The sequence below is a fragment of the Flavobacterium sp. genome (genome assembly GCF_013823965.1).
Lineage (GTDB): Bacteria > Bacteroidota > Bacteroidia > Flavobacteriales > Flavobacteriaceae > Flavobacterium.
Map to the genome: position 1 here is coordinate 32689 of NZ_PNNA01000044.1, position 21390 is coordinate 54078.

18 protein-coding genes and 1 tRNA gene are annotated in these 21390 nt (G+C 37.2%); 18 read left to right on the forward strand and 1 reads right to left on the reverse strand.

Going from position 1 to position 21390, the window contains the following annotated elements:
- Positions 1–5: 5 nt before the first annotated feature.
- The 18 genes from C0430_RS05060 (at position 6) to C0430_RS05145 (ending at position 21025) form a co-directional block, all read left to right on the forward strand.
- A complete protein-coding gene (locus tag C0430_RS05060) occupies positions 6–1604 on the forward strand; it encodes a beta-N-acetylhexosaminidase (protein ID WP_290866142.1) in 1599 nt (532 codons plus the stop codon).
- A gap of 55 nt (positions 1605–1659) precedes the next feature.
- Entirely contained in the window at positions 1660–2484 is an 825-nt protein-coding gene (gene murQ / locus C0430_RS05065; RefSeq protein ID WP_290866144.1) for an N-acetylmuramic acid 6-phosphate etherase, read from the forward strand.
- A gap of 6 nt (positions 2485–2490) precedes the next feature.
- A complete protein-coding gene (locus C0430_RS05070) occupies positions 2491–5508 on the forward strand; it encodes a glycoside hydrolase family 3 N-terminal domain-containing protein (protein ID WP_290866146.1) in 3018 nt (1005 codons plus the stop codon).
- Between the two features lie 19 nt (positions 5509–5527).
- A complete protein-coding gene (locus C0430_RS05075) occupies positions 5528–6736 on the forward strand; it encodes an anhydro-N-acetylmuramic acid kinase (protein WP_290866148.1) in 1209 nt (402 codons plus the stop codon).
- Between the two features lie 48 nt (positions 6737–6784).
- Positions 6785–8074 (forward strand): DUF5009 domain-containing protein, encoded by a 1290-nt coding sequence (locus tag C0430_RS05080; RefSeq protein ID WP_290866150.1) that lies wholly within the window; start codon positions 6785–6787, stop codon positions 8072–8074.
- A 157-nt stretch (positions 8075–8231) separates the two neighbouring features.
- The gene (locus C0430_RS05085; protein WP_290866152.1) at positions 8232–9755 is read left to right on the forward strand and encodes a family 10 glycosylhydrolase; all 1524 of its coding nucleotides are present in this window, start codon (positions 8232–8234) and stop codon (positions 9753–9755) included.
- Between the two features lie 19 nt (positions 9756–9774).
- The gene (locus tag C0430_RS05090; RefSeq protein WP_290866154.1) at positions 9775–11043 is read left to right on the forward strand and encodes an MFS transporter; all 1269 of its coding nucleotides are present in this window, start codon (positions 9775–9777) and stop codon (positions 11041–11043) included.
- 12 nt (positions 11044–11055) lie between these two features.
- Positions 11056–12660: a glycoside hydrolase family 3 N-terminal domain-containing protein gene (locus C0430_RS05095; protein ID WP_290866156.1), complete on the forward strand. Its 1605-nt coding sequence runs from the start codon at positions 11056–11058 to the stop codon at positions 12658–12660.
- Between the two features lie 116 nt (positions 12661–12776).
- The gene (locus tag C0430_RS05100; protein WP_290866158.1) at positions 12777–13415 is read left to right on the forward strand and encodes a peroxiredoxin; all 639 of its coding nucleotides are present in this window, start codon (positions 12777–12779) and stop codon (positions 13413–13415) included.
- Positions 13416–13433: 18 nt separating this feature from the next.
- Positions 13434–13742: a thioredoxin family protein gene (locus tag C0430_RS05105; RefSeq protein WP_290866160.1), complete on the forward strand. Its 309-nt coding sequence runs from the start codon at positions 13434–13436 to the stop codon at positions 13740–13742.
- Positions 13743–13744: 2 nt separating this feature from the next.
- Entirely contained in the window at positions 13745–14002 is a 258-nt protein-coding gene (locus C0430_RS05110; protein WP_290866162.1) for a hypothetical protein, read from the forward strand.
- Positions 14003–14168: 166 nt separating this feature from the next.
- Positions 14169–14666, forward strand: a complete 498-nt coding sequence (gene tpx, locus C0430_RS05115; protein ID WP_290866164.1) for a thiol peroxidase — start codon at positions 14169–14171, stop codon at positions 14664–14666.
- 10 nt (positions 14667–14676) lie between these two features.
- A complete protein-coding gene (locus C0430_RS05120) occupies positions 14677–15051 on the forward strand; it encodes a diacylglycerol kinase family protein (RefSeq protein ID WP_290866166.1) in 375 nt (124 codons plus the stop codon).
- Between the two features lie 18 nt (positions 15052–15069).
- Positions 15070–17523 (forward strand): DNA translocase FtsK, encoded by a 2454-nt coding sequence (locus C0430_RS05125; protein ID WP_290866168.1) that lies wholly within the window; start codon positions 15070–15072, stop codon positions 17521–17523.
- 12 nt (positions 17524–17535) lie between these two features.
- The gene (locus C0430_RS05130; RefSeq protein WP_290866170.1) at positions 17536–18177 is read left to right on the forward strand and encodes an outer membrane lipoprotein carrier protein LolA; all 642 of its coding nucleotides are present in this window, start codon (positions 17536–17538) and stop codon (positions 18175–18177) included.
- 6 nt (positions 18178–18183) lie between these two features.
- Positions 18184–19629, forward strand: coding sequence for an LptF/LptG family permease (locus C0430_RS05135; RefSeq protein ID WP_290866172.1), 1446 nt, complete (start codon positions 18184–18186; stop codon positions 19627–19629).
- A gap of 9 nt (positions 19630–19638) precedes the next feature.
- The gene (ribB, locus tag C0430_RS05140) at positions 19639–20772 is read left to right on the forward strand and encodes a 3,4-dihydroxy-2-butanone-4-phosphate synthase (RefSeq protein WP_290866174.1); all 1134 of its coding nucleotides are present in this window, start codon (positions 19639–19641) and stop codon (positions 20770–20772) included.
- A gap of 168 nt (positions 20773–20940) precedes the next feature.
- A tRNA-Ser gene (locus tag C0430_RS05145) sits at positions 20941–21025 on the forward strand.
- A gap of 94 nt (positions 21026–21119) precedes the next feature.
- Here the strand turns inward: C0430_RS05145 and C0430_RS05150 are convergent.
- Positions 21120–21390: thermonuclease family protein (locus tag C0430_RS05150; RefSeq protein WP_290866176.1), on the reverse strand; the 271-nt coding region annotated here is incomplete at its 5' end.

Here is a 21390-nt window from a genome sequence, read left to right on the forward strand (position 1 = left end):
ATGTCATGAAAAAAATCTTTCTTTTTTGCTTTTTGCTTTTGTCGTTCACCTTTTCAGCACAGCAATTGGACTTAATTCCTGCGCCAGTGAACGTGAAACTAAACATCAAGGAAAAACCTTTTTCATTGGATGCACGTACAAAAATAATTGCTTCGGATTCTTTGAAAAACAGCGTTTCGTTTTTGAATGATTATTTAAAAAAGTACTTGAATGTAAATTTAAACAGTACTGCCAATGTTACTGAAAATTCAGTTTCAACCATCAAATTGGAAATTGATAGTGAATTATCGAATAACCTGAATGAATATTCATTGACCGTTAACAAGTCGGAGATAAAAATTCGTTCTGCATCAGCCAATGGTGTTTTTTATGGCATCCAAACGCTTATTCAACTCTTGCCTTACACACAAGGAACAGCCATAAAAATTCCTAGCGTTGCCATTACTGATTATCCTAGATTTGATTATCGCGGAATGCACTTGGATGTAAGTCGTCATTTTTTTGATGTTGCTTTTATCAAAAAATACATCGATTATCTTGCTTTACACAAAATGAATTATTTTCATTGGCATTTGACCGATGATCACGGTTGGCGAATTGAAATAAAAAAATATCCCAAATTAACTAGTATCGGTTCTTGGCGCAACAGCAGCATCATTGGGTTGTATCCTGGAACAGGAAACGACAACATTCGATATGGTGGTTTTTATACACAAGAAGAAATCAAGGAAGTTATAAAATATGCATCAAATAGATACATAACGATTATTCCTGAAATAGAAATGCCGGGTCACAGTATGGGCGTTTTGGCAGCTTATCCGCAATTTGGAACGACTCCTTCTATCCCGACAGAAGTTGCCCAAACTTGGGGTATTTTCAAAAAATTCAATAATGTATTACAGCCAACAGAGGAAACATTCCGTTTTTTAGAAGATGTTTTGACCGAAGTGATGGATTTGTTTCCTTCAAAATACATTCATATTGGAGGCGATGAATGTGATAAAAAATGGTGGAAAGAATCTGCCGTTTCCCAGCAAATCATGAAAGAGAATAATTTGAAAGACGAAAATGCTTTACAAAGTTATTTTATAAAACGAATTGAAAAATTCGTGAACAGCAAAGGAAAAAATATTATTGGCTGGGATGAAATTCTCGAAGGAGGGCTTGCGCCAAATGCTGTCGTAATGAGTTGGCAAGGAGAAAAAGGAGGCATAACCTCCGCAAAAGAAAAACATAACGTAATTATGACTCCCAACGCATCATTATACTTTAACCATGCCCAGTTTGTCAAAGAGGACAGCTTGACGGCAACTAGACCTATTTTGCTTGAAACAGTTTATAATTATGATCCGGTTCCAAAAGAATTAAATGAAGAAGAAAGTAAATTTATATGGGGAGCGCAAGGTTGTTTATGGTCAGAATACATTTCTAACCCAGCAAAAGTAGAATATATGTTATTCCCGAGATTAGATGCTTTAAGTGAAATTTTATGGAGTCCAAGAAGAAATAAAGATTACTTAGAATTTTTATCGAGGTTAAAAACCCAGAACAAAAGACATGATTTAATGAAAATAAAATACAATAAACGCAATCCAATAGAATAACATCCATCACTAAAATTAAAACAATACTATTTTGAGTATAAAACAAAAAAATAAAATGAAAAATATGAAACCAGATACCGAAATTGACTCATTATATTCAGATCTTGAAAAAATGAGTACACGTGAAATGCTCACAAACATCAACGCAGAGGACTATAAAGTGGCCGAAGTGGTTAGACAACAAATTCCAATTATTGAAAAACTCGTGGATGCCATCGTTCCAAAAATGAAAAACGGAGGACGATTGTTTTATATCGGCGCAGGAACTTCAGGAAGAATTGGCGTCCTTGACGCATCGGAATGTCCGCCTACTTTTGGTGTTTCCCATGAAATGGTCATCGGAATTATTGCAGGAGGAGACACCGCAATTCGAAAAGCAGTAGAAAATGCAGAAGACGATGCGGAGCAAGCTTGGAAAGACTTACAAACTTTTAATATTACAGAAAATGACGTGGTAATAGGTTTGGCAGCTTCAGGAAATACTCCATATGTTGTTGGAGGATTGCAAAAAGCCAAAGAAAATAATTTAATAACGGGAGCCATTTACTGTAACAGCAAGGGAATTATGTCTGAAATTGCCGACTATTCAATCGAATTGGTGGTTGGTCCAGAATTTCTAACCGGTAGTTCCCGCATGAAAGCAGGAACTTCTCAAAAATTAGTCCTTAACATGATTTCCACTTCAGTAATGATAAAGTTAGGCCGTGTCAAAGGAAACAAAATGGTTGACATGCAACTTTCAAACAAAAAATTAGTAAATAGAGGAGCCGAAATGATTGTTGACGAGTTAAACATAGATATAGAAAAAGCCGCTGAGTTACTAAAAAAATACGGAAGCGTTCGACAAGCTTTGGCTGCATATAAGAATGACAATCAATAGAAAAACATGAAGTTGAATATTCAAAAATTCAAGAAATCTTGTTTTGCCAAAGGAGCAATTTTATTGACATTGTTTATGTTCATGACAAATTGTGCCAGTTTTAGAAGCAAAAAAGAAAACCTTGCCCTTGAAGAAAACAAAGAAGTTTATATCCGAAAAAACAAATCGGAAAGAACTGATTTTTTCAAAGTTACCGATGCAGAAACTCGTTGGGTAGACAGTATTTACAACAAAATGACGCTTGATGAAAAAATTGGGCAATTGTTCATGATTTCTGCCTATTCCAACAAAGATAGCCTGCACAAAAAAGAAATTGACAAATTAATTCAAGACTATAAAGTGGGTGGACTGGTTTTCTTTCAAGGAGGACCAATTCGTCAAGCGCAATTAACCAATCATTTTCAATCCAAAGCCAAAGTTCCTTTATTCATTGCAATTGATGCCGAATGGGGTCTTAGCATGCGTCTGGATTCTACCTATCGATATCCCTGGAACATGACTCTTGGAGCCATTCAGGATTTAAAATTGATAGAAAAAGTGGGACGTGCAATGGGCAAGGAAAATAAACGAATGGGAATCCAGTTTAATTTTGCTCCCGTAATCGACATCAATACAAATCCAAATAATCCAATCATAGGAAATCGTTCTTTTGGCGAATCCAAAATTAATGTGACCAATAAGGCAATCGCTTTGATGTCGGGTGAACAAAAAGAAGGCGTTTTTTGTACCGGAAAACATTTCCCGGGACATGGAGACACTTCAACCGATTCGCACAAATTATTGCCAACACTCAATTTCTCCGAAAGTAGAATTGATTTAGTCGAAATGTATCCCTTCAAAAAAATGTTCGACGAAGGTCTAGTGTCCGTTATGGTGGCGCATTTGAATATTCCAAGCATGGAAAAAGTGCCAAATACTCCAACTACGGCTTCGTACAATTTGGTTACCAATATTTTGAAAAACAAACTGGAATTTGACGGATTGATTTTCACGGATGGTTTACCCATGAAAGGAGCGGCTAATTTCAAACCTTCCGGCGATTTGGAACTGGCTTGCTTCCTTGCGGGAAATGATATTTTGCTTTGTTCGGAAAATGTTCCGCTTTCGATTGAAAAAATTAGAAATGCATACAATCAAAACCAATTTACGGAAGAACGACTGGCTTATTCCGTGAAAAAAATATTGCGGTATAAATTCAAATCCGGTTTGAATACCTTTAAACCAATTGACACCAAAAATCTTTTGCAAGACATAAATCCTATTGAAAATGATGCTTTACAATACGAACTTTATGAAAATGCCGTAACCGTTTTGCAAAATAAAAACGAAATTTTACCCCTAAAAGACCTCAATCAAAAAATAGCTTATGTAAAACTTGGAGATGCCGGCAACAGTGAATTTGTTTCTACTTTGAAAAAATACACCGCCGTTACCGAAATTCCGTTTAAAAATATTGATAGCCTAAACATCGTTTTGAAAGCATACAAAACCGTGATTGTTGGGTTTCACAAATCGGACAAGGCTTGGGCAAAACACGATTTTACTAAACTGGAATTGGAAAATTTGCAGAAAATCGCAAAGAAAAACAAGGTGATTCTTGATGTTTTTGCAAAACCATATACACTTTTGCCTTTAAAAAAGATAAAAAACATTGAAGGAATAGTGCTTTCGTATCAAAATTGCGACATTTCCCAGATTGTTTCAGCCGAATTGATTTTTGGAGCAATACAGTCCAAAGGAAAATTGCCCGTTTCTATTGGTAAACATTTCGAAATTAATTCTGGATTAACAACCCAAAAATTAGATCGATTAGGCTTTTCGACTCCCAAAAATGTAGACATGAATCCCATGATTTTGTCTAAAATTGATTCCATTGCAAAAAAAGCAATTGATGGAAAAATGGCTCCGGGAATTCAAATTTTGGTGGCACGAAAAGGAAAAGTGATAATGCAAAAATCCTATGGTTATCATACTTACGAGAAGAATCAAGCGGTTTCAAATACCGATTTATTCGACTTGGCTTCTATTTCAAAAATGGTGGGAACGTTGCCAAACGTGATGCAAGAATTTGATAAAAACAAAATAAATCTCGAAACTCGACTCGGAGATATGTATCCGCCACTTGCAAATTCCAATAAAAAAGACATAAAATTTATTGATTTGCTAACACATACCGCAGGTTTAGTGGCTTGGATTCCTTTTTACCAAGCGACTCTTGATAAAGACAATAAACCTTCTGCCAAATATTACAGCAAGAAACCGCTTTCGAATTTTAACATAAAAGTAGCCGATAGTCTTTACCTTAGAAATGATTATCGAGATACCATAATGGAAAGAATTGTAAAATCTAAAGTTTCTTCAAAGAAAGAATTTGTTTATAGTGATTTGACTTTCATATTGTTAAAAGAATATCTTGAATATGCAAAAGGCAAAAAATTACCCGAAATCGCCAATGAGAATTTCTTCAATAAACTAGGAATGAATTATACTTTGTACAATCCTTTGCAAAAATTTGAGAAGAAAAACATAGTTCCAACAGAAATAGATTCCTATTTTAGACAACAAGTAATTCAAGGCCATGTTCATGATATGGGAGCGGCCATGATGGGAGGAATTGCAGGACATGCAGGCTTATTTTCTAACGCGATGGATGTTGCAAAAATGATGCAAATGTATTTGCAAAAAGGAAGTTATGGAGGAGAAATTTATTTTTCAGACCAAACTTTTGACACTTTCAACAAGTGCCATTATTGTGATAAAGGAATTCGCAGAGGCTTAGGTTTTGATAAACCACAACTTGAACACGAAGGCTATCCAACTTGCGATTGTGTGTCGAAACAAAGTTTTGGCCACACAGGATTTACTGGAAATATAGCTTGGGCCGATCCAGAAACAGAAATAGTTTACGTGTTTTTATCCAACAGAACCTATTCTGATGTTCCCACTGGTGGAGTGAATTTTTTAGCTAAAGAAAGAATAAGGGAGGGAATCCAGAAAATTATACAAGACGCCATAATTAAATAATTTCTAAAAAATAAATAGCATGAATGCAAATATTCAAAAATTGTTTACCAATGCCCAAAAAGAAACGCGAAGCATCATTGGATTGATGTCGGGAACCTCTTTGGATGGACTTGATGTGGCTTTTTGCAAAATTTCAAATTCAGGAGAAAACACGGCAGTGGAATTGGTCGAGTTTGAAACAATTTCCTATTCCTCTGAATTTAAAGACCAAATCCGAAAGGTATTCACTAAAAAAGAAATTATTTTTCAGGATCTTGTTTTACTCAACGAAATTATAGGAACAGTTCACGGGGAAATGGTTTTGGAATGTTTGAAAAAATGGAATATCACTACTGATGAAGTAGATGCCATAGCCTCTCACGGACAAACGGTTTTTCATGCTCCCAAAAACTTGCATCAACTCGAGGGTTTTCCAAATGCGACACTTCAAATTGGAGATGGTGACCATATTGCAGTAAAAACAGGTATTATAACCATTTCGGATTTTCGTCAAAAACATGTGGCTGCTGGTGGTGAAGGCGCTCCATTGGCGGTTTATGGCGATTATTTTCTTTTTGGACAAAAAGACGAAAATCGAATCATGCTCAATATTGGAGGAATCTCGAACTTCACTTTTTTACCAGCAAACAGGAATCCAAGCCAAATTATCGTGACCGATACGGGTACCGGAAACACCTTGATAGACAATTTCGTGAAAATATATTTCCCAGATAAAACTTATGACCAAGATGCTGAAATCGCAAAAAAAGGAACTGTAAATCAAGCCCTTTTGCAGTCCTTGAAATCCGATGATTTTTTTAAAAATAAATTTCCAAAATCAACAGGACAAGAACTTTTTAGTGTGGAATATGTGGAAAATGCCTTGAACAAAAGCAATAATAAACACATATCTGTCGAAGATTTATTGGCTACATTAACTCGTTTTACCGCCGAAACAATTGCTGAAGCAGTCGAAATAAATATGGCAAATAGCAATCAAGATCTTAAAGAAATTACAATTTATGCGTCAGGTGGCGGTGTTCACAATCCATTGCTGATGCAATGGTTAACAGAATTATTGCCTTGCAAATTTAGAAATATAAATGATTTGGGGTTTTCTGGCGATGCAAAAGAAGCCGTTCTTTTTGCAATTCTGGCAAATGAAACCTTGGCAGGAGGCGACTCACAATTTGATTTAAAAAATGGAATACCATCTGTTTGCATGGGCAAAATTTCATTGCCACGATAATGATATTAAAATGAATCAGTCAAAAAATTAAACAATAAAAAATAAGATATGAAAGAACGTATTATTTCACTGGATGTTTTGCGAGGAATTACCGTTATGATGATGGTTTTGGTAAATAATCCGGGAAGTTGGGGCAATATTTTTGCTCCGCTAGAACACGCCGAATGGAATGGTTGTACTCCCACCGATTTGGTTTTTCCTTTTTTTATATTCATACTTGGTGCAGCAATTCCTCTTGCGATTGTCACCAAAGAGCTGAATCAGCAAACTTTTTTGAAAATACTGACACGCTCCTTGCGAATTATTTCTCTAGGATTGTTTTTGGGTTTCTATGGAAAAATTGAACTATTCAATCTAGAGGGCTATCCCCTACTACTCTCAAAACTAATTATCACGGGAATAGTAGCCTATGCTTTACTTGGAAATTTTGAACAAAAAATAAAATTGTATTTGGTTTTGGCTTTGTTTTTTATTTTTATGTTTCTGGCTTTTAGTGGTATTGAAGCATATCAAGAGGTTCGATTGCCTGGTGTTTTGCAACGTATTGGCCTCGTTTACTTTTTTGCTTCATTGGTGTATTTAAAGACCAACATCAAAGGTCAAATACTTACTGTTGCCCTGTTATTACTCGGATATTGGGCAGTAATGACACTAATACCTGTACCCGGATTTGGACCTGCAAATTTAGACAAAGGCACCAATTTAGCCGGTTGGATTGATAATTTATTATTGGAAAATCATCTTTGGGCATCATCCAAAACTTGGGATCCAGAAGGTATCCTTAGCACAATTCCAGCCATAGCAAACGGAATCGTAGGTTTGTTAGTCGGTCAATTGTTAAATAGTAATTTGCCTAAAAATGACAAAGCCCTAAAAATGTTTGGGACAGGATTGACTTTGGTTATTTTAGGTTTGATTTGGAATCAATTTTTCCCCATGAATAAATCATTGTGGACGAGTTCATTTGTACTTTACACAGCGGGTTTTGCCACATTATTTTTGGCTTCTTTTTATTATATGATTGATATCAAAGGATATAAAAAATGGACAACTCCAATATTGTTTTGGGGAGTAAATCCAATGATTGTTTTCTTTCTTTCGGGAATATTACCTCGTGTTTTATCCTCCATAAAAGTGGCTAATCCAGAGTATATTACAAGTAATTTAGAGGAAATTCCCGAGCAAATAGGACTACAAACCTACTTGAATAAATTTTGCATTGTGCCTCATTTTGATGATCCAAAAGTAGCCTCACTTGTGTGGGCATTGTTGAACATTACTTTCTGGTCTCTAGTTTTATGGTATTTTTATAAAAAGAAAATGTTTTTTAAAGTTTAATGTTGTAAAAAGGTCTAAACCGCTTAACCATCAAAAAAAGTCTTTTAGTATTTTGGCAAAGAAATTGCTGAATGATAAAAAGTGGAATTTTATCAAATTTTATGGGATAAACTTCTTCAAAAAAACTACTTTTGATTTTTACATAATACAAATAATAATGAATAAAATTAAGTCTTTTTTAGTACTGGCTTCCCTTGTCTTCCTTTCGTTTTGGAAAGGAAATGCACAAGAAAAAATTACAAATCCCAAGAATGAATTCCGGGCAGTTTGGATAGCCACCGTAGCCAACATCGATTGGCCAAAGGCTAATATTGACGCCGTCGAAAAACAAAAAGCCGATTTTATCGAAATTTTGGACACCTATAAAAAACTGAATTACAATGCCGTAATCGTGCAAATCCGCAGTTCCGGAGAAGCATTTTATCCTACTGATTTGGCTCCTTGGTCCCGTTTTTTGACTGGAAAAGAAGGAAAAGCGCCAAGCCCCTACTACGACCCGCTCGAATGGATGATAACAGAGGCTCACGCCCGAGGTTTCGAATTTCACGCTTGGCTAAATCCCTATCGTGCCACGATGGACTTGAAAACGGAAAACTTGAGTCCCAACCATGATTTTTACAAACATCCCGACTGGATGATTAAATATGCCGGGAAATACTATTATAATCCGGCCTTGCCCGAGGTTCAAACCCATTTGGTCACCATTGTGAATGAAGTGGTTCGAAATTATGATATCGATGCCATTCATTTTGACGATTATTTTTATCCATATAAAGTTCCTGGAGAAGTTTTTAATGACAAAGCGGCATATGTGAAATACGGTGACGGCCTTAGTTTGGATGATTTTAGACGTTCGAATGTGAACAACTTGGTCAAATGTGTTTCTCTTTCCATAAAAAATATCAAGCCTTGGGTACAATTTGGCATCAGCCCATTTGGGGTTTGGCGCAACAAATCGGTTGATCCCAAGGGTTCCGACACCAATTCCGGACAAACCAATTATGACGATTTATATGCAGATCCATTGGCATGGATGCAAAACAGCTGGATAGATTACCTGGTTCCGCAACTTTACTGGAGCTTGGATCATCCTAAAGTTTCCTATTCGAAACTGTTGAAATGGTGGTCAGAAAATTCTAAAAACACGGCTATCTACATTGGAAACGGAACCTATAAAATCAATGCCGATTCCGACAAGAAATGGAACAATCCGTACGAAATTCCAAACCAAATAGACATTACCAGAACCTACAAAAACGTTCAAGGAAATGCTTTTTTCAGTGCCAAATGGTTCGTGAACAAAAATCAAAATGTGACCAACCTTTTAAAGGCAAATCAATATAAATATCCTGCACTTCCGAACGTGGTTCCCAATTCAAAGCAAATTGTAATGGACAGTCCAATGATAGACAATGTCAAAAAAGAAGCTGCCAATTCCAGTTTTTCCATCAAATATCCATTGAACAGCAAAGTGCGTTACATCATGGTGTATCGCGCCAATAAAGATTCAAAAATAGACGTGAACAATCCGAGCCAAATCATCGACAAAATAAATTTAGCAACAAAAAGTGATACTATTTTAATCAATATTCCAATTAAAAATGGGGAAGAAAACAGTACTTGCGCCCTTACTTTCGTAGATTTTTACGGCAACGAAAGTACACCTACAATCCTAAATTAACCAACCGAAAATAACCCAAATGAATACAGACAACAAGCCTTGGTATTGGATACCTTTATTAAATTTCGCATCGGGTTTTCCCTATATAATAATTACTTCGGTCTCTGTATTGATGTACAAAAAACTTGGAATCAGCAATGAAGACATTGGAGTATATACCAGTTTATTATATTTGCCATGGGTCATAAAACCGTTGTGGAGTCCGTTTATTGACTTGCACGGAACCAAAAGAAAATGGTTTTTGTCCATGCAAATGATCATTTCAATTGTGTTTTTAATCGTTGGATTCACGATTCCGTTAAATAATTTTTTCCTCTTAAGTTTAGCCCTTTTTTGGGTAGCCGCTTTTGCTTCTGCATCTAATGATGTGGCCACAGACGGATTCTATTTATTGGCTTTACAAAAAGAACAACAATCCCTTTTTCTAGGAATTCGAAATACCTGTTATCGATTGGCAATGTTGACCGGAAATGGACTTATTGTTCTTTTTGCAGGATATTTGGAACATAAATACGGTGACAATACAAAAGCCTGGTCCTATACTATGATTTTAGTGGGGATATTAATGGTGTTTTTGACCGTTTACAATTTCTTTTCCACACCTACAATCGAAGAAAACACGATCGAAACAAAAGCTGAAGACGAACAAAAAAGTTTTTTTACCGTTTTTGGAAGTTTCTTTAAAAAGAAACAAATCGGATTGGTTTTAGCATTTATTCTTGTGTTTCGATTAGGAGAATCACAATTACTCAAAATGATAACTCCTTTTTTAGTTGATCCAAAAAGCGCCGGAGGAATGGGGCTAGAAACCGAAGATGTCGGATTAATTTATGGAACTTTTGGACTTATTGCTTTATTATTGGGTGGAATTTTAGGAGGAATTGCCATATCACAACAAGGTTTAACCAAATGGATGTTGCCCATGATTTTGACCATGCACTTGCCTATTCTTGGTTTTATATTGTTGGCCCATTTTCATCCAGCCTCCATTTATTATGTTTATGCAGTGGTTATTGTAGAACAATTTGGCTACGGTTTTGGTTTTGCCGCCTTTATGATGTACTTGATCTATGTTGCCGAAGGCGAATCCAAAACTTCCCACTACTCCATTGCAACGGGATTTATGGCTTTGGGAATGATGCTTCCCGGAATGTTGAGCGGTTATATCCAACAATATTTAGGCTATGGAAATTTCTTTATTTGGGTGCTTTTGGCCACTATTCCAGGGCTAATCTTGTCACGCTTTTTGATTTTTCCAAAGGATTATGGAAAAAAAACAGAAGCATAAAATTCTAAAATAATGACCTTAGAACAAAAAATAGGACAATTCTTTTTCCCGGCCGTTTTCATCAACGACACCGAGGAAAACTTTCAAGAAACGGAACGTTTAATCAAGGAACACCACATTGGTGGACTGACCTTTTTTCATAGCAGGGCCAGTGCCGCAACCAACTATGAATCCAAGAAAAAAATTGTTTTCAACGACAACAGTTACGAACGTCTAAAAGAACTAGTCATCCGATTTCAAAAATGTGCCACCACGCCACTTTTGATGAGTATCGATGCGGAATGGGGATTAGCGATGCGGGTCGAAAAAACGCCACAATATCCTTATGCCATAACTCTTGGCGCTTTGCCGAGCAGAACAAAAAATTTGGTTTACGAAGTAGGGAAACAAATTGGATTGGACTTGAAATCAGCAGGGATTCATTACAATTTGGCGCCTTTGGCAGACATCAACAACAATCCGAACAATCCCGTGATTGGCTATCGTTCCTTTGGTCAAAACAAGGAAAAAGTGGCTCGTTTTGCACTTGAATATTTGCGAGGAATGAATGATGTCGGGGTTTTGGGTTGCCTGAAACATTTTCCGGGTCACGGAAACACCAGTGTCGATTCGCATTTGGGATTGCCCATTTTGGAAGAAACCTTGGAACAATTAATGGACAACGAATTGTTTCCGTTCATCAAAGGAATAGAAAATGATGTCGATTCGATCATGATTGGACATTTGGCGGTTCCAGCATTGAATGATGGCAAAAATACTTCGGCAACATTATCAAAACCCATTATTGAAGACCTTTTACGAAAGCAGTTGGGTTATGATGGATTGGTGATTTCCGATGCCTTGAACATGCACAGCGTTTGCAAATTATACGACATTAAAGGACAACTGGAATGGGAAGCTTTCAACGCTGGAAATGATGTCTTGTGTTTCGCCGAAAACGTGGCCGAAGGCATTCAAGAAATTCTAAAAAATGCCAGGCCGGAAAGGATTGAAGCCAGCTTCAACCGACTATGGAAATGCAAACAAAAAGCAGGAATCATTGATGGTGATTTTGCGCCCCAAGGAAATTTGAATTTTGAAATGGCTTCAGCTTTAAACAAAAAAATTGCAACTTATTGCGTCACCAAAATAAAAGACAACCATAATAGTTTGGCTCTTTTTGAAGCCAAAAATAATGAAGAACTGGCCAAAATAAGTCTTTATAAAAATACGGACAACGTCTTTTTCAAAACTTTATCCACTGCGCTTCCATCTCCAGAATTTGCATTGGAAACAGTAGACAAGGATACCATTGATGCATTGGAAAAAGATCTGGCTGATTTTGACGTTATTTTACTTTCTCTTTTTGTGCCAAAGGCCAAACCTTTGAATAATTTTGATATTGACGATGCTGTTTTAACTTTTTTAGGAAAATTATTTTCAACCAAAAAATGTGTTTTGTATGTGTTTGGAAATCCTTATGCTTTGCAAGTGATTCCAAATTTGGAGTCTGCATTGGGCATCATACAAGTATATCAGGATTTCACTGAATTTCAAGAAAGTGCCGCCCGACAATTACTTGAAAACACTAAATGCAAAGGAACTTTGCCTGTAGTTATTAATGGTATAGAAATATAATCATAAGAAATAACTATTATTGTATAAAAATTAATAATAAAAATTTATACCTACAAACATCTGTTTTGAATTATCTTTGTATCAAATAAAAAATAACAACTTTAAATCATAAAAAAATGTCATTAGTAGGAAAAAAATTCCCAAGTATTACAGTAGACGCCATCTCTGAAATGGGCGATAATTTGAAAATAAACATTTTCGAAGAAGCAACAAACAACAAGAAGAAAGTATTACTTTTTTGGTATCCAAAAGACTTTACATTCGTTTGTCCGACAGAATTACACGCTTTTCAAGCAGCTTTGCCTGAATTTGAAAAAAGAAACACAATTGTGATTGGCGCATCTTGCGACACCAACGAAGTGCATTTTGCTTGGTTGAACACTCCAAAAAACAGCGGTGGAATTGAAGGTGTCACTTATCCAATCCTTGCCGACACAACAAGAAATTTATCAGCTGCTTTAGGAATTTTGGATGCTGAAGCTGGTGCTTACAATGAAGATGCCGACACCTATTTGGTTGAAGGTTCCAATGTGACTTACAGAGCAACTTATTTGATTGATGAAGATGGGAAAATTTTCCACGAAAGCGTAAACGACATGCCATTGGGACGTAACGTAAAAGAATATTTGCGTTTGGTTGATGCTTACACACACGTTCAAGAAAAAGGCGAAGTTTGTCCAGCAAACTGGGAAGAAGGAAAAGATGCGATGCACGCTGACAGAAAAAGTACTGCTGCTTATTTAGGTTCACACTAATTCATAAAAGAGAAAATCATGTTAATCGAATTAAACGAAGACACGTTACAAGATTTAGTTTCCAATAATGAAAAAGTGGTCGTTCAATTTTCGGCTTCTTGGTGTGGAAATTGCCGCATCATGAAACCAAAATTCAAAAAGATGGCTTCAGAAAATGAAAACTTGACCTTTGTTTTGGTAGATGCCGAGAATTCTCCAGAATCAAGAAAACTGGCCAACGTAAGTAATTTGCCCACTTTTGCCACTTTCGTAAATGGCGCATTGGTCAACGAAACCCAAACTAACAAAGTAGAAGTTTTGGCTGAATTGGTAAACGAAATCAAATAATCATGAAGTTACCCGTAATCAAACATTTATCTCAATTCATTGAAGAAAATGACCAAGATTATCTCATTGAAACCATCGAAGTATTGGAAGCTTTAACCGAAGTTTCTTCCCTTAAAGACGAAGAATTGGACGTTATAGGCGAATTGATTTCCAATATGTACGGCGCACTCGAAGTTCAAAAAATGATCAAGGGCGGAATGGATAAAAAAGAAGCGTTGAATACTTTCATGAAACGTGTTCTGGGTTCAATCGACAAATAATTTATGATGAATTTCACCAATTAGTGCGAAACAGCATATAAAAACAACAAGGAAACGCTTTCAGTAATGAGAGCGTTTTTTTTATCAAATTTGCAAATCGTAAATCCTAAATCGTAAATCCTAAATAAATTTTCATACTTTTGAACCTCATTAAAAAACAAATAACATGGCTTCAATAACATTAGGAGGAAATCCAATACACACTTCAGGTGAATTACCAAAAGTTGGCACAAAACTGGCTGATTTCAAATTAGTAAAAAACGATCTTTCCATCGCTTCTTTGAGCGATTTTGCAGGAAGCAAATTAGTTTTAAATATTTTTCCAAGCATTGATACCGGGACTTGTGCCACATCGGTTCGAAAATTTAACGAAAAAGCGAGCCAATTAGAAAATACAAAAGTATTGTGTATTTCAAGAGATTTGCCATTTGCGCAAAAACGTTTTTGTGGTGCCGAAGGATTGGAAAACGTGGTCAATTTATCAGATTTTCAAGAAGGAAGTTTTGGCAAAGCCAATGGATTGGAGATTATTGATGGCGCATTGGCCGGTTTACATTCTAGATCAATCATAGTAGTTGACGAAAAAGGAACGGTTGTACATACGGAACAAGTTCCCGAAATTGCAAATGAACCCAACTATGAAGCAGCATTAGCTTCACTTTAACATCCATTTAATGGAATTCCAGAAAGATAATTCTCTCGTTGGCGGGAGACTTAAAAGCGTCACCTATGCTTTTAATGGCGCCGTAAAATTAATCACGACCGAACACAGTATCATGGTGCAATTTTCCATTGCAATCTTGATGACGATCGCCGGTTTTTGTTTGAATATTACGGCAACCGAATGGCTTTTTCAAACTTTGGCCATTGGGTTAGTGATGAGTGTCGAAGGATTGAATACCGCTATAGAAAAAATAGCCGATTTCGTTCATCCCAATTATCACGAGAGCATTGGATTCATAAAAGACATTTCGGCTGGGGCGGTATTTTTTGCTGCCATCACGGCGATTGTAATTGGATTAATTATATATGTACCTAAATTTTTATAGCAAATAGTTCAATCAAGAATGGCCAAAACAATAAAAAAGGAATCTCCAGACAAGAAAACCGATTCAAAATCCGTGAGCAAAAAACCTTGGGTAATCTCTAAGCAATACAAAATTGTTTTTGGGTCACTCTTGGTCTTGTTCTCCATTGCTTTATTGCTTGCTTTTATTTCCTTTTACATTTATGGACAAGTCGATCAAAGCGCCGTAAACCAATTGACGGACAGAAATGAAACCGTTCAAAACTGGTTGGGAAAAGTGGGTGCTTTCCTGGCAGATGCCATTGTTTACAAAGGTTTTGGGATTGCCTCATTCCTGTTTGTACGATTGTTTTTCCTGACGGGACTGTTTTTAGTACTTGATATTTCAATACGAAAACTGAAAAATATTTGGTTTTGGGATTTGTTCGTCATTATTGTCCTTTCGGTTTTGTTCGGATTTTTTGCCACTTCCCTACCCGAGTTAGGCGGAACCATTGGTTATGAATTGAATTTGTTTTCGCAAGATTACATTGGAAAAACAGGCACTTTATTGGTGCTCTTCTTTGGACTCATCCTCTATTTGATATTCAAAATCAAGGTGTCTCCTGAAAAAATAAAGACTTTTTTCGAAAATACCAAGAAAGAAATCAAAGCAGATTTAAGTTCGGCAACAGCAAGCAGTACTGCCGCAAGTGCTTATAATTTGGAAGAATATGCCGTTGAAGAAACCGAAGAGGAAGATTTAATCGATGGAATTCATTTAAAAACTACGGGATCCCAATTTGAACTCAACAAAGAAGCGCTAAAGCCCACCATCAGTAATCCTTCGGAAATTAGTTTGAAGACCGTTCCAATGGAAGCAACGCCTCCTCCTTATGTCACGCCCGAAATTATTCATACCAACGACGAGAGTTTTGTTATTGAAAAAGCGCCCGAAGAAGATATTATTGAAGAAAATTTGGCTTCAAAACTGGTCGCCGATTTTGGATTGTTTGACCCCACATTGGATTTATCCAATTACAAATACCCGACGATTGATTTATTAAAAGAATATTCGACCGGAGGAATCACCATCAACCAGGAAGAATTAGAAGAAAACAAAAATAGAATTGTTGAAACCCTTCGCAATTACAAGATTGAAATTGCACAAATAAAAGCCACCGTTGGCCCATCGGTTACATTATATGAAATCGTTCCGGAAGCCGGAATCCGCATTTCAAAAATCAAAAGCCTGGAAGACGATATTGCCTTGTCACTTTCGGCATTGGGGATTCGTATCATTGCTCCCATTCCCGGAAAAGGAACTATCGGTATTGAAGTTCCCAACAAGAATCCAACGATGGTTTCGATGAAAAGCGTCATTGGATCCGCCAAATTTCAGGAAGCCGAAATGGAATTGCCCGTTGCTTTGGGAAAAACCATTTCTAATGAAACGTTTGTCGTTGATTTGGCCAAAATGCCCCATTTATTAATGGCTGGAGCCACCGGACAAGGAAAATCAGTTGGCTTGAATGCCGTGATTACTTCTTTGCTGTACAAAAAACATCCTGCGGAAATCAAGTTTGTCTTGGTCGATCCCAAGAAGGTAGAATTAACGCTTTTCAACAAAATCGAAAGACATTATCTGGCCAAATTGCCCGATACGGACGATGCCATCATAACGGACAATGCCAAAGTAATCAATACCTTGAATTCGCTTTGCGTGGAAATGGACAATCGTTATTCGCTGTTGAAAGACGCAATGGTTCGAAACATCAAGGAATACAACGACAAATTCAAGTCTCGAAAGTTGAATCCAGAAAACGGACACCGATTTTTACCTTACATCATATTGGTGGTCGACGAGTTTGCCGACTTGATCATGACCGCTGGCAAAGAAGTGGAAACCCCGATTGCCAGATTGGCACAATTGGCCAGAGCCATTGGAATCCACTTGATCATAGCCACGCAAAGACCTTCGGTAAATGTTATCACCGGTTTGATAAAAGCCAATTTCCCCGCCAGAATTGCGTTCAGGGTAACATCAAAAATCGATTCCAGAACCATTCTTGACGGTCAAGGAGCCGATCAATTGATAGGTCGAGGCGACATGCTTTACACCAATGGAAATGACATGGTGCGCGTACAATGTGCCTTTATCGACACTCCTGAAGTAGAAAAAATAACCGAATTCATCGGTTCACAGAAAGCCTATGCAACCGCTTATCTGCTTCCAGAATTCATTGGAGAAGAAAGTGGCATTAATCTTGATATGGATATTTCCGAAAGAGACGCTTTGTTTAGGGAAGCCGCCGAAGTTATCGTGAATGCCCAACAAGGTTCGGCTTCATTACTGCAAAGAAAGCTCAAATTGGGTTACAACAGGGCCGGTAGATTGATTGATCAATTAGAAGCTGCCGGAATTGTGGGACCATTTGAAGGCAGTAAAGCACGAAATGTAAACATTCCCGACATGAGTTCTCTTGATCAATTTTTCAACAACGAACAAAATTAATTAAAAAACAAAATGAAAAAGTCTTTTCAAATTATTGCCTTACTCCTTTTCAGCATCTCCATACAAGCACAAGACAAGAAAGCCAAGGATCTTTTGAACCAAGTAACAGCCATTGTAAAAAGTTACGACAACATAGTAATCGACTTTAAATATTCTTTACACAACTCCAAAGAAAACATCCATCAAGACAGTAAAGGGAATGTGACCCTGAAAGGCAATCAATATGTATTGAATTTTATGGGAGTGACCAAGGTTTTTGACGGCAAGAAAAGCTACACCATCGTTCCCGAAGACGAAGAAGTTACCATTTCATCCGTGAATGAAAATGACGACAGTGCCGTAACGCCATCCAAGATGTTGACTTTTTTTAATTCAGGTTATAAATGTACAATGGATAAATTGGAAGACATCAAAGGCCGAAAAATCCAATACATCAAATTGATTCCAATGAACGCCAAAGACCAGAGAAAAGAGATATTGCTGGGCATTGACGTGCAAACCAAACACATCTATAATTTGATTGAAACGGGTAAAAAGGGAACAAAAACCACTTTGACCGTTAATTCTTTTAAAACCAACCAACCTTTGTCAAAAAATCAATTTACCTTTGTTGCCAGTAAATATCCAAATTACTACATCAATAAATTAGATTAGCCTTAGGTGAAAATTCTTGACAAATATTTATTAAAGACCTTCCTGACTACATTTACCATGGTATTTGTAATCCTGTTTTTTATATTCATACTGCAATCGGTGTGGTTGTTCATAGCAGAATTAGCGGGCAAGGACCTAGATTTGGTAATGGTTCTCAAGTTCTTGTTGTTTGCAATGCCAAGGATAGTGCCATTGGTACTTCCCTTATCCGTTTTGTTGGCATCGATAATGACTTTCGGGAATTTGGCGGAAAACTACGAATTTGCCGCGATGAAATCGGCTGGAATTTCACTTCAAAGAGCCATGAAAAGCTTGATTATCTTCATATCGCTATTGAGCATCGTCGCTTTCTTGTTTGCCAATAACGTCATTCCCTATGCCGAATACAAATTTATCAATTTCAGAAGAAACATTGCCCAATTAAAACCTGCGATGGCCATTGCCGAAGGACAGTTTAGCGATGTGGGTTTATTTACCATCAAGGTCAACAAAAAGTCCGGCAACAACGGAAATATTCTTACCGGAATTACCATCCACAAGAAATCAGCCATGGGTGATGGGAGCAAAACCGTAATCAGGGCCAAAAATGGAGAATTGATCAGCAGCGAGAAATCCAGCACCCTGCAATTGGTATTAAATGACGGATACTATTATGAAGATGTCACTCCAAAAAATTACGAAGACCGAAAAAAGGTTCCTTTTGCAAAAAGTTCCTTCAAGAAATACATCATCAACATTGATTTGTCTAAATTGAATGCCGTAAACGTGGATGACGCCAGCATAAGCAATACCAATACTATGCTTAATTTAAGCGAACTCACTTACACCCTGGATTCCTTGCACAAAAACCGGGATACCGATATTTTGTCCTTTTCGGAAAACATCAATCAACGCATAGGAATTCCAAGAAATACCACGGTACTTTCCCCGCTTCCCAAAAACAAGACCCTTAAGCCGCTTCCCAACAATATATTGTCCTTGTACAAAGCGGACGAGCAATTGACCATCTTGAAATTTGCAGCAACTACCGTTGAAAGCACGATGTTTAGCATCGAAGGAACCAATGTTGAATTAAACAACAAGCAGAAAAACATCAACGGCCACATACTGGCTTTTTACGACAAATTTGTAATTGCCTTTGCCTGTTTCTTGATGTTTTTTATAGGAGCTCCCTTGGGTGCCATCATTAGAAAAGGAGGTCTTGGTTTGCCCATTGTTTTTGCCGTATTGATATTTATATCTTTTCATTTCATCAATACTTTCGGCAAGAGAATCTCGCAGGAAGACCAGCTAGCCCCATTTCTGGGTGCTTGGATGTCTTCCCTAATCTTGTCGCCGTTGGCCATATTATTGACTTATAGAGCCACGAACGATATTGGATTAATCAACTTGGACATCCTAATGGCTCCCCTTCAAAAAATATTTCAAAAAGTATTTCCACCATCCAAATAAAAACCCGTCATGACTAAACCAAAAATACAACTCAATACCATTGAAGAAGCCATCGAAGCCATTCGTCAAGGTCAAATCATAATTGTCGTGGATGATGAAGGTCGGGAAAATGAAGGCGATTTTCTGGCTGCTGCCGAGAAAGTAACCCCCGAAATGATCAATTTTATGGCTACCCACGGTCGTGGATTGATTTGTGCCCCATTGACGGAAAGCCGTTGCAAGGAATTAGGATTGCACGCGATGGTCAACAACAATACGGATCCCATGGAAACTGCTTTCACCGTTTCGGTAGATTTAAGAGGCCATGGCGTCACGACAGGAATATCTGCAGCCGACAGGGCACAAACCGTCTTGTCCTTGGTAGATCCAAACACCAAACCATACGATTTGGCCAGACCAGGCCACATATTCCCATTAATAGCCAAACAGGGAGGCGTTTTAAGACGAACCGGACACACAGAAGCCGCCATAGATTTCGCACGATTGGCGGGGTTTAAACCGGCCGGCGTGATTGTGGAAATCATGAATGAAGACGGCTCGATGGCACGATTGCCCGAATTGGTCAAAGTGGCCAAGAAATTCGACTTGAAATTGGTTTCCATAGAAGATTTGGTTGCCTACCGAATGCAGCACGACAGTTTAATCATCAAGAAAGAAGATTTCGAGATTGAGACGCGTTTTGGCAACTTTAGACTGAGAGCCTACTTGCAAACCACCAACAATCGCATCCATATTGCCCTGACCAAAGGGACTTGGAACATTGGCGAGTCCGTGTTGACCCGCATCAATGCCACCTTGATCAACAATGATATTTTAGGTACATTGACGAATGATGCGAACAAGAAATTATGCGATCTTTTTGAATTGATCAATGCCGAAGGAAAAGGCGCCGTTTTGTTCATCAATCAAGACACGCAATCTGTCGATTTATTGAACCGCATCGTTGAATTGAAAGAATTGCAAAGCAAAGGTATTTTCAAGGCTCCCCAAATCAAGATGGACAACAGGGATTTTGGGATTGGTGCCCAAATTTTACACGACATCGACATCTCGAAAATTCGTTTATTGTCAAATACCGAGCAAACCAAACGCGTGGGAATGATTGGATACGGACTGGAAATTGAAGAATACGTACAATATTAAGCCTATTTCTTCATTTTATTTTGGTTTTATTTTGACATAAAACCAAGGAAATGAAACCATTAAAAAACAGTATCCCAATAGCCGTTATTTTTATTAAAAATAGTTTTTGTAAAACAAAAAAAGGTTCTTATATTTGCAACCGCAATCAGAAAATGATTGTGTCTTACTGGAGAAATGGCAGAGTGGTCGATTGCGGCAGTCTTGAAAACTGTTGACTGTAACAGGTCCGGGGGTTCGAATCCCTCTTTCTCCGCTGAATTAAAACCCTAACGATTGATTTTCAATTAGTTAGGGTTTTTTATTTCTAATTTTAGCCCACATTTAGCCCACATTCTTACTACACAACTTTAAAAATTATTTATAATTGAATAAAGTCCCTTTAGCCTGCTTTTAGCTTGTAAATTCCATTCCTGATACATTGGAAGCTTTTCACAAAAAACGTCGTTATATGGCTTTGCATAGCCTTCTTTTATCATAATTTCGTTTAATTCCCTTCCATCATTTAATATTAAATATCCAAGTGATCTTCCATATTTATCAAAAAGATTATTATCTTCTTGTAATAAATTGCAAACATCCCCTATTTGTAGATTGGTTTTTAGAAATTCAAAAGACATA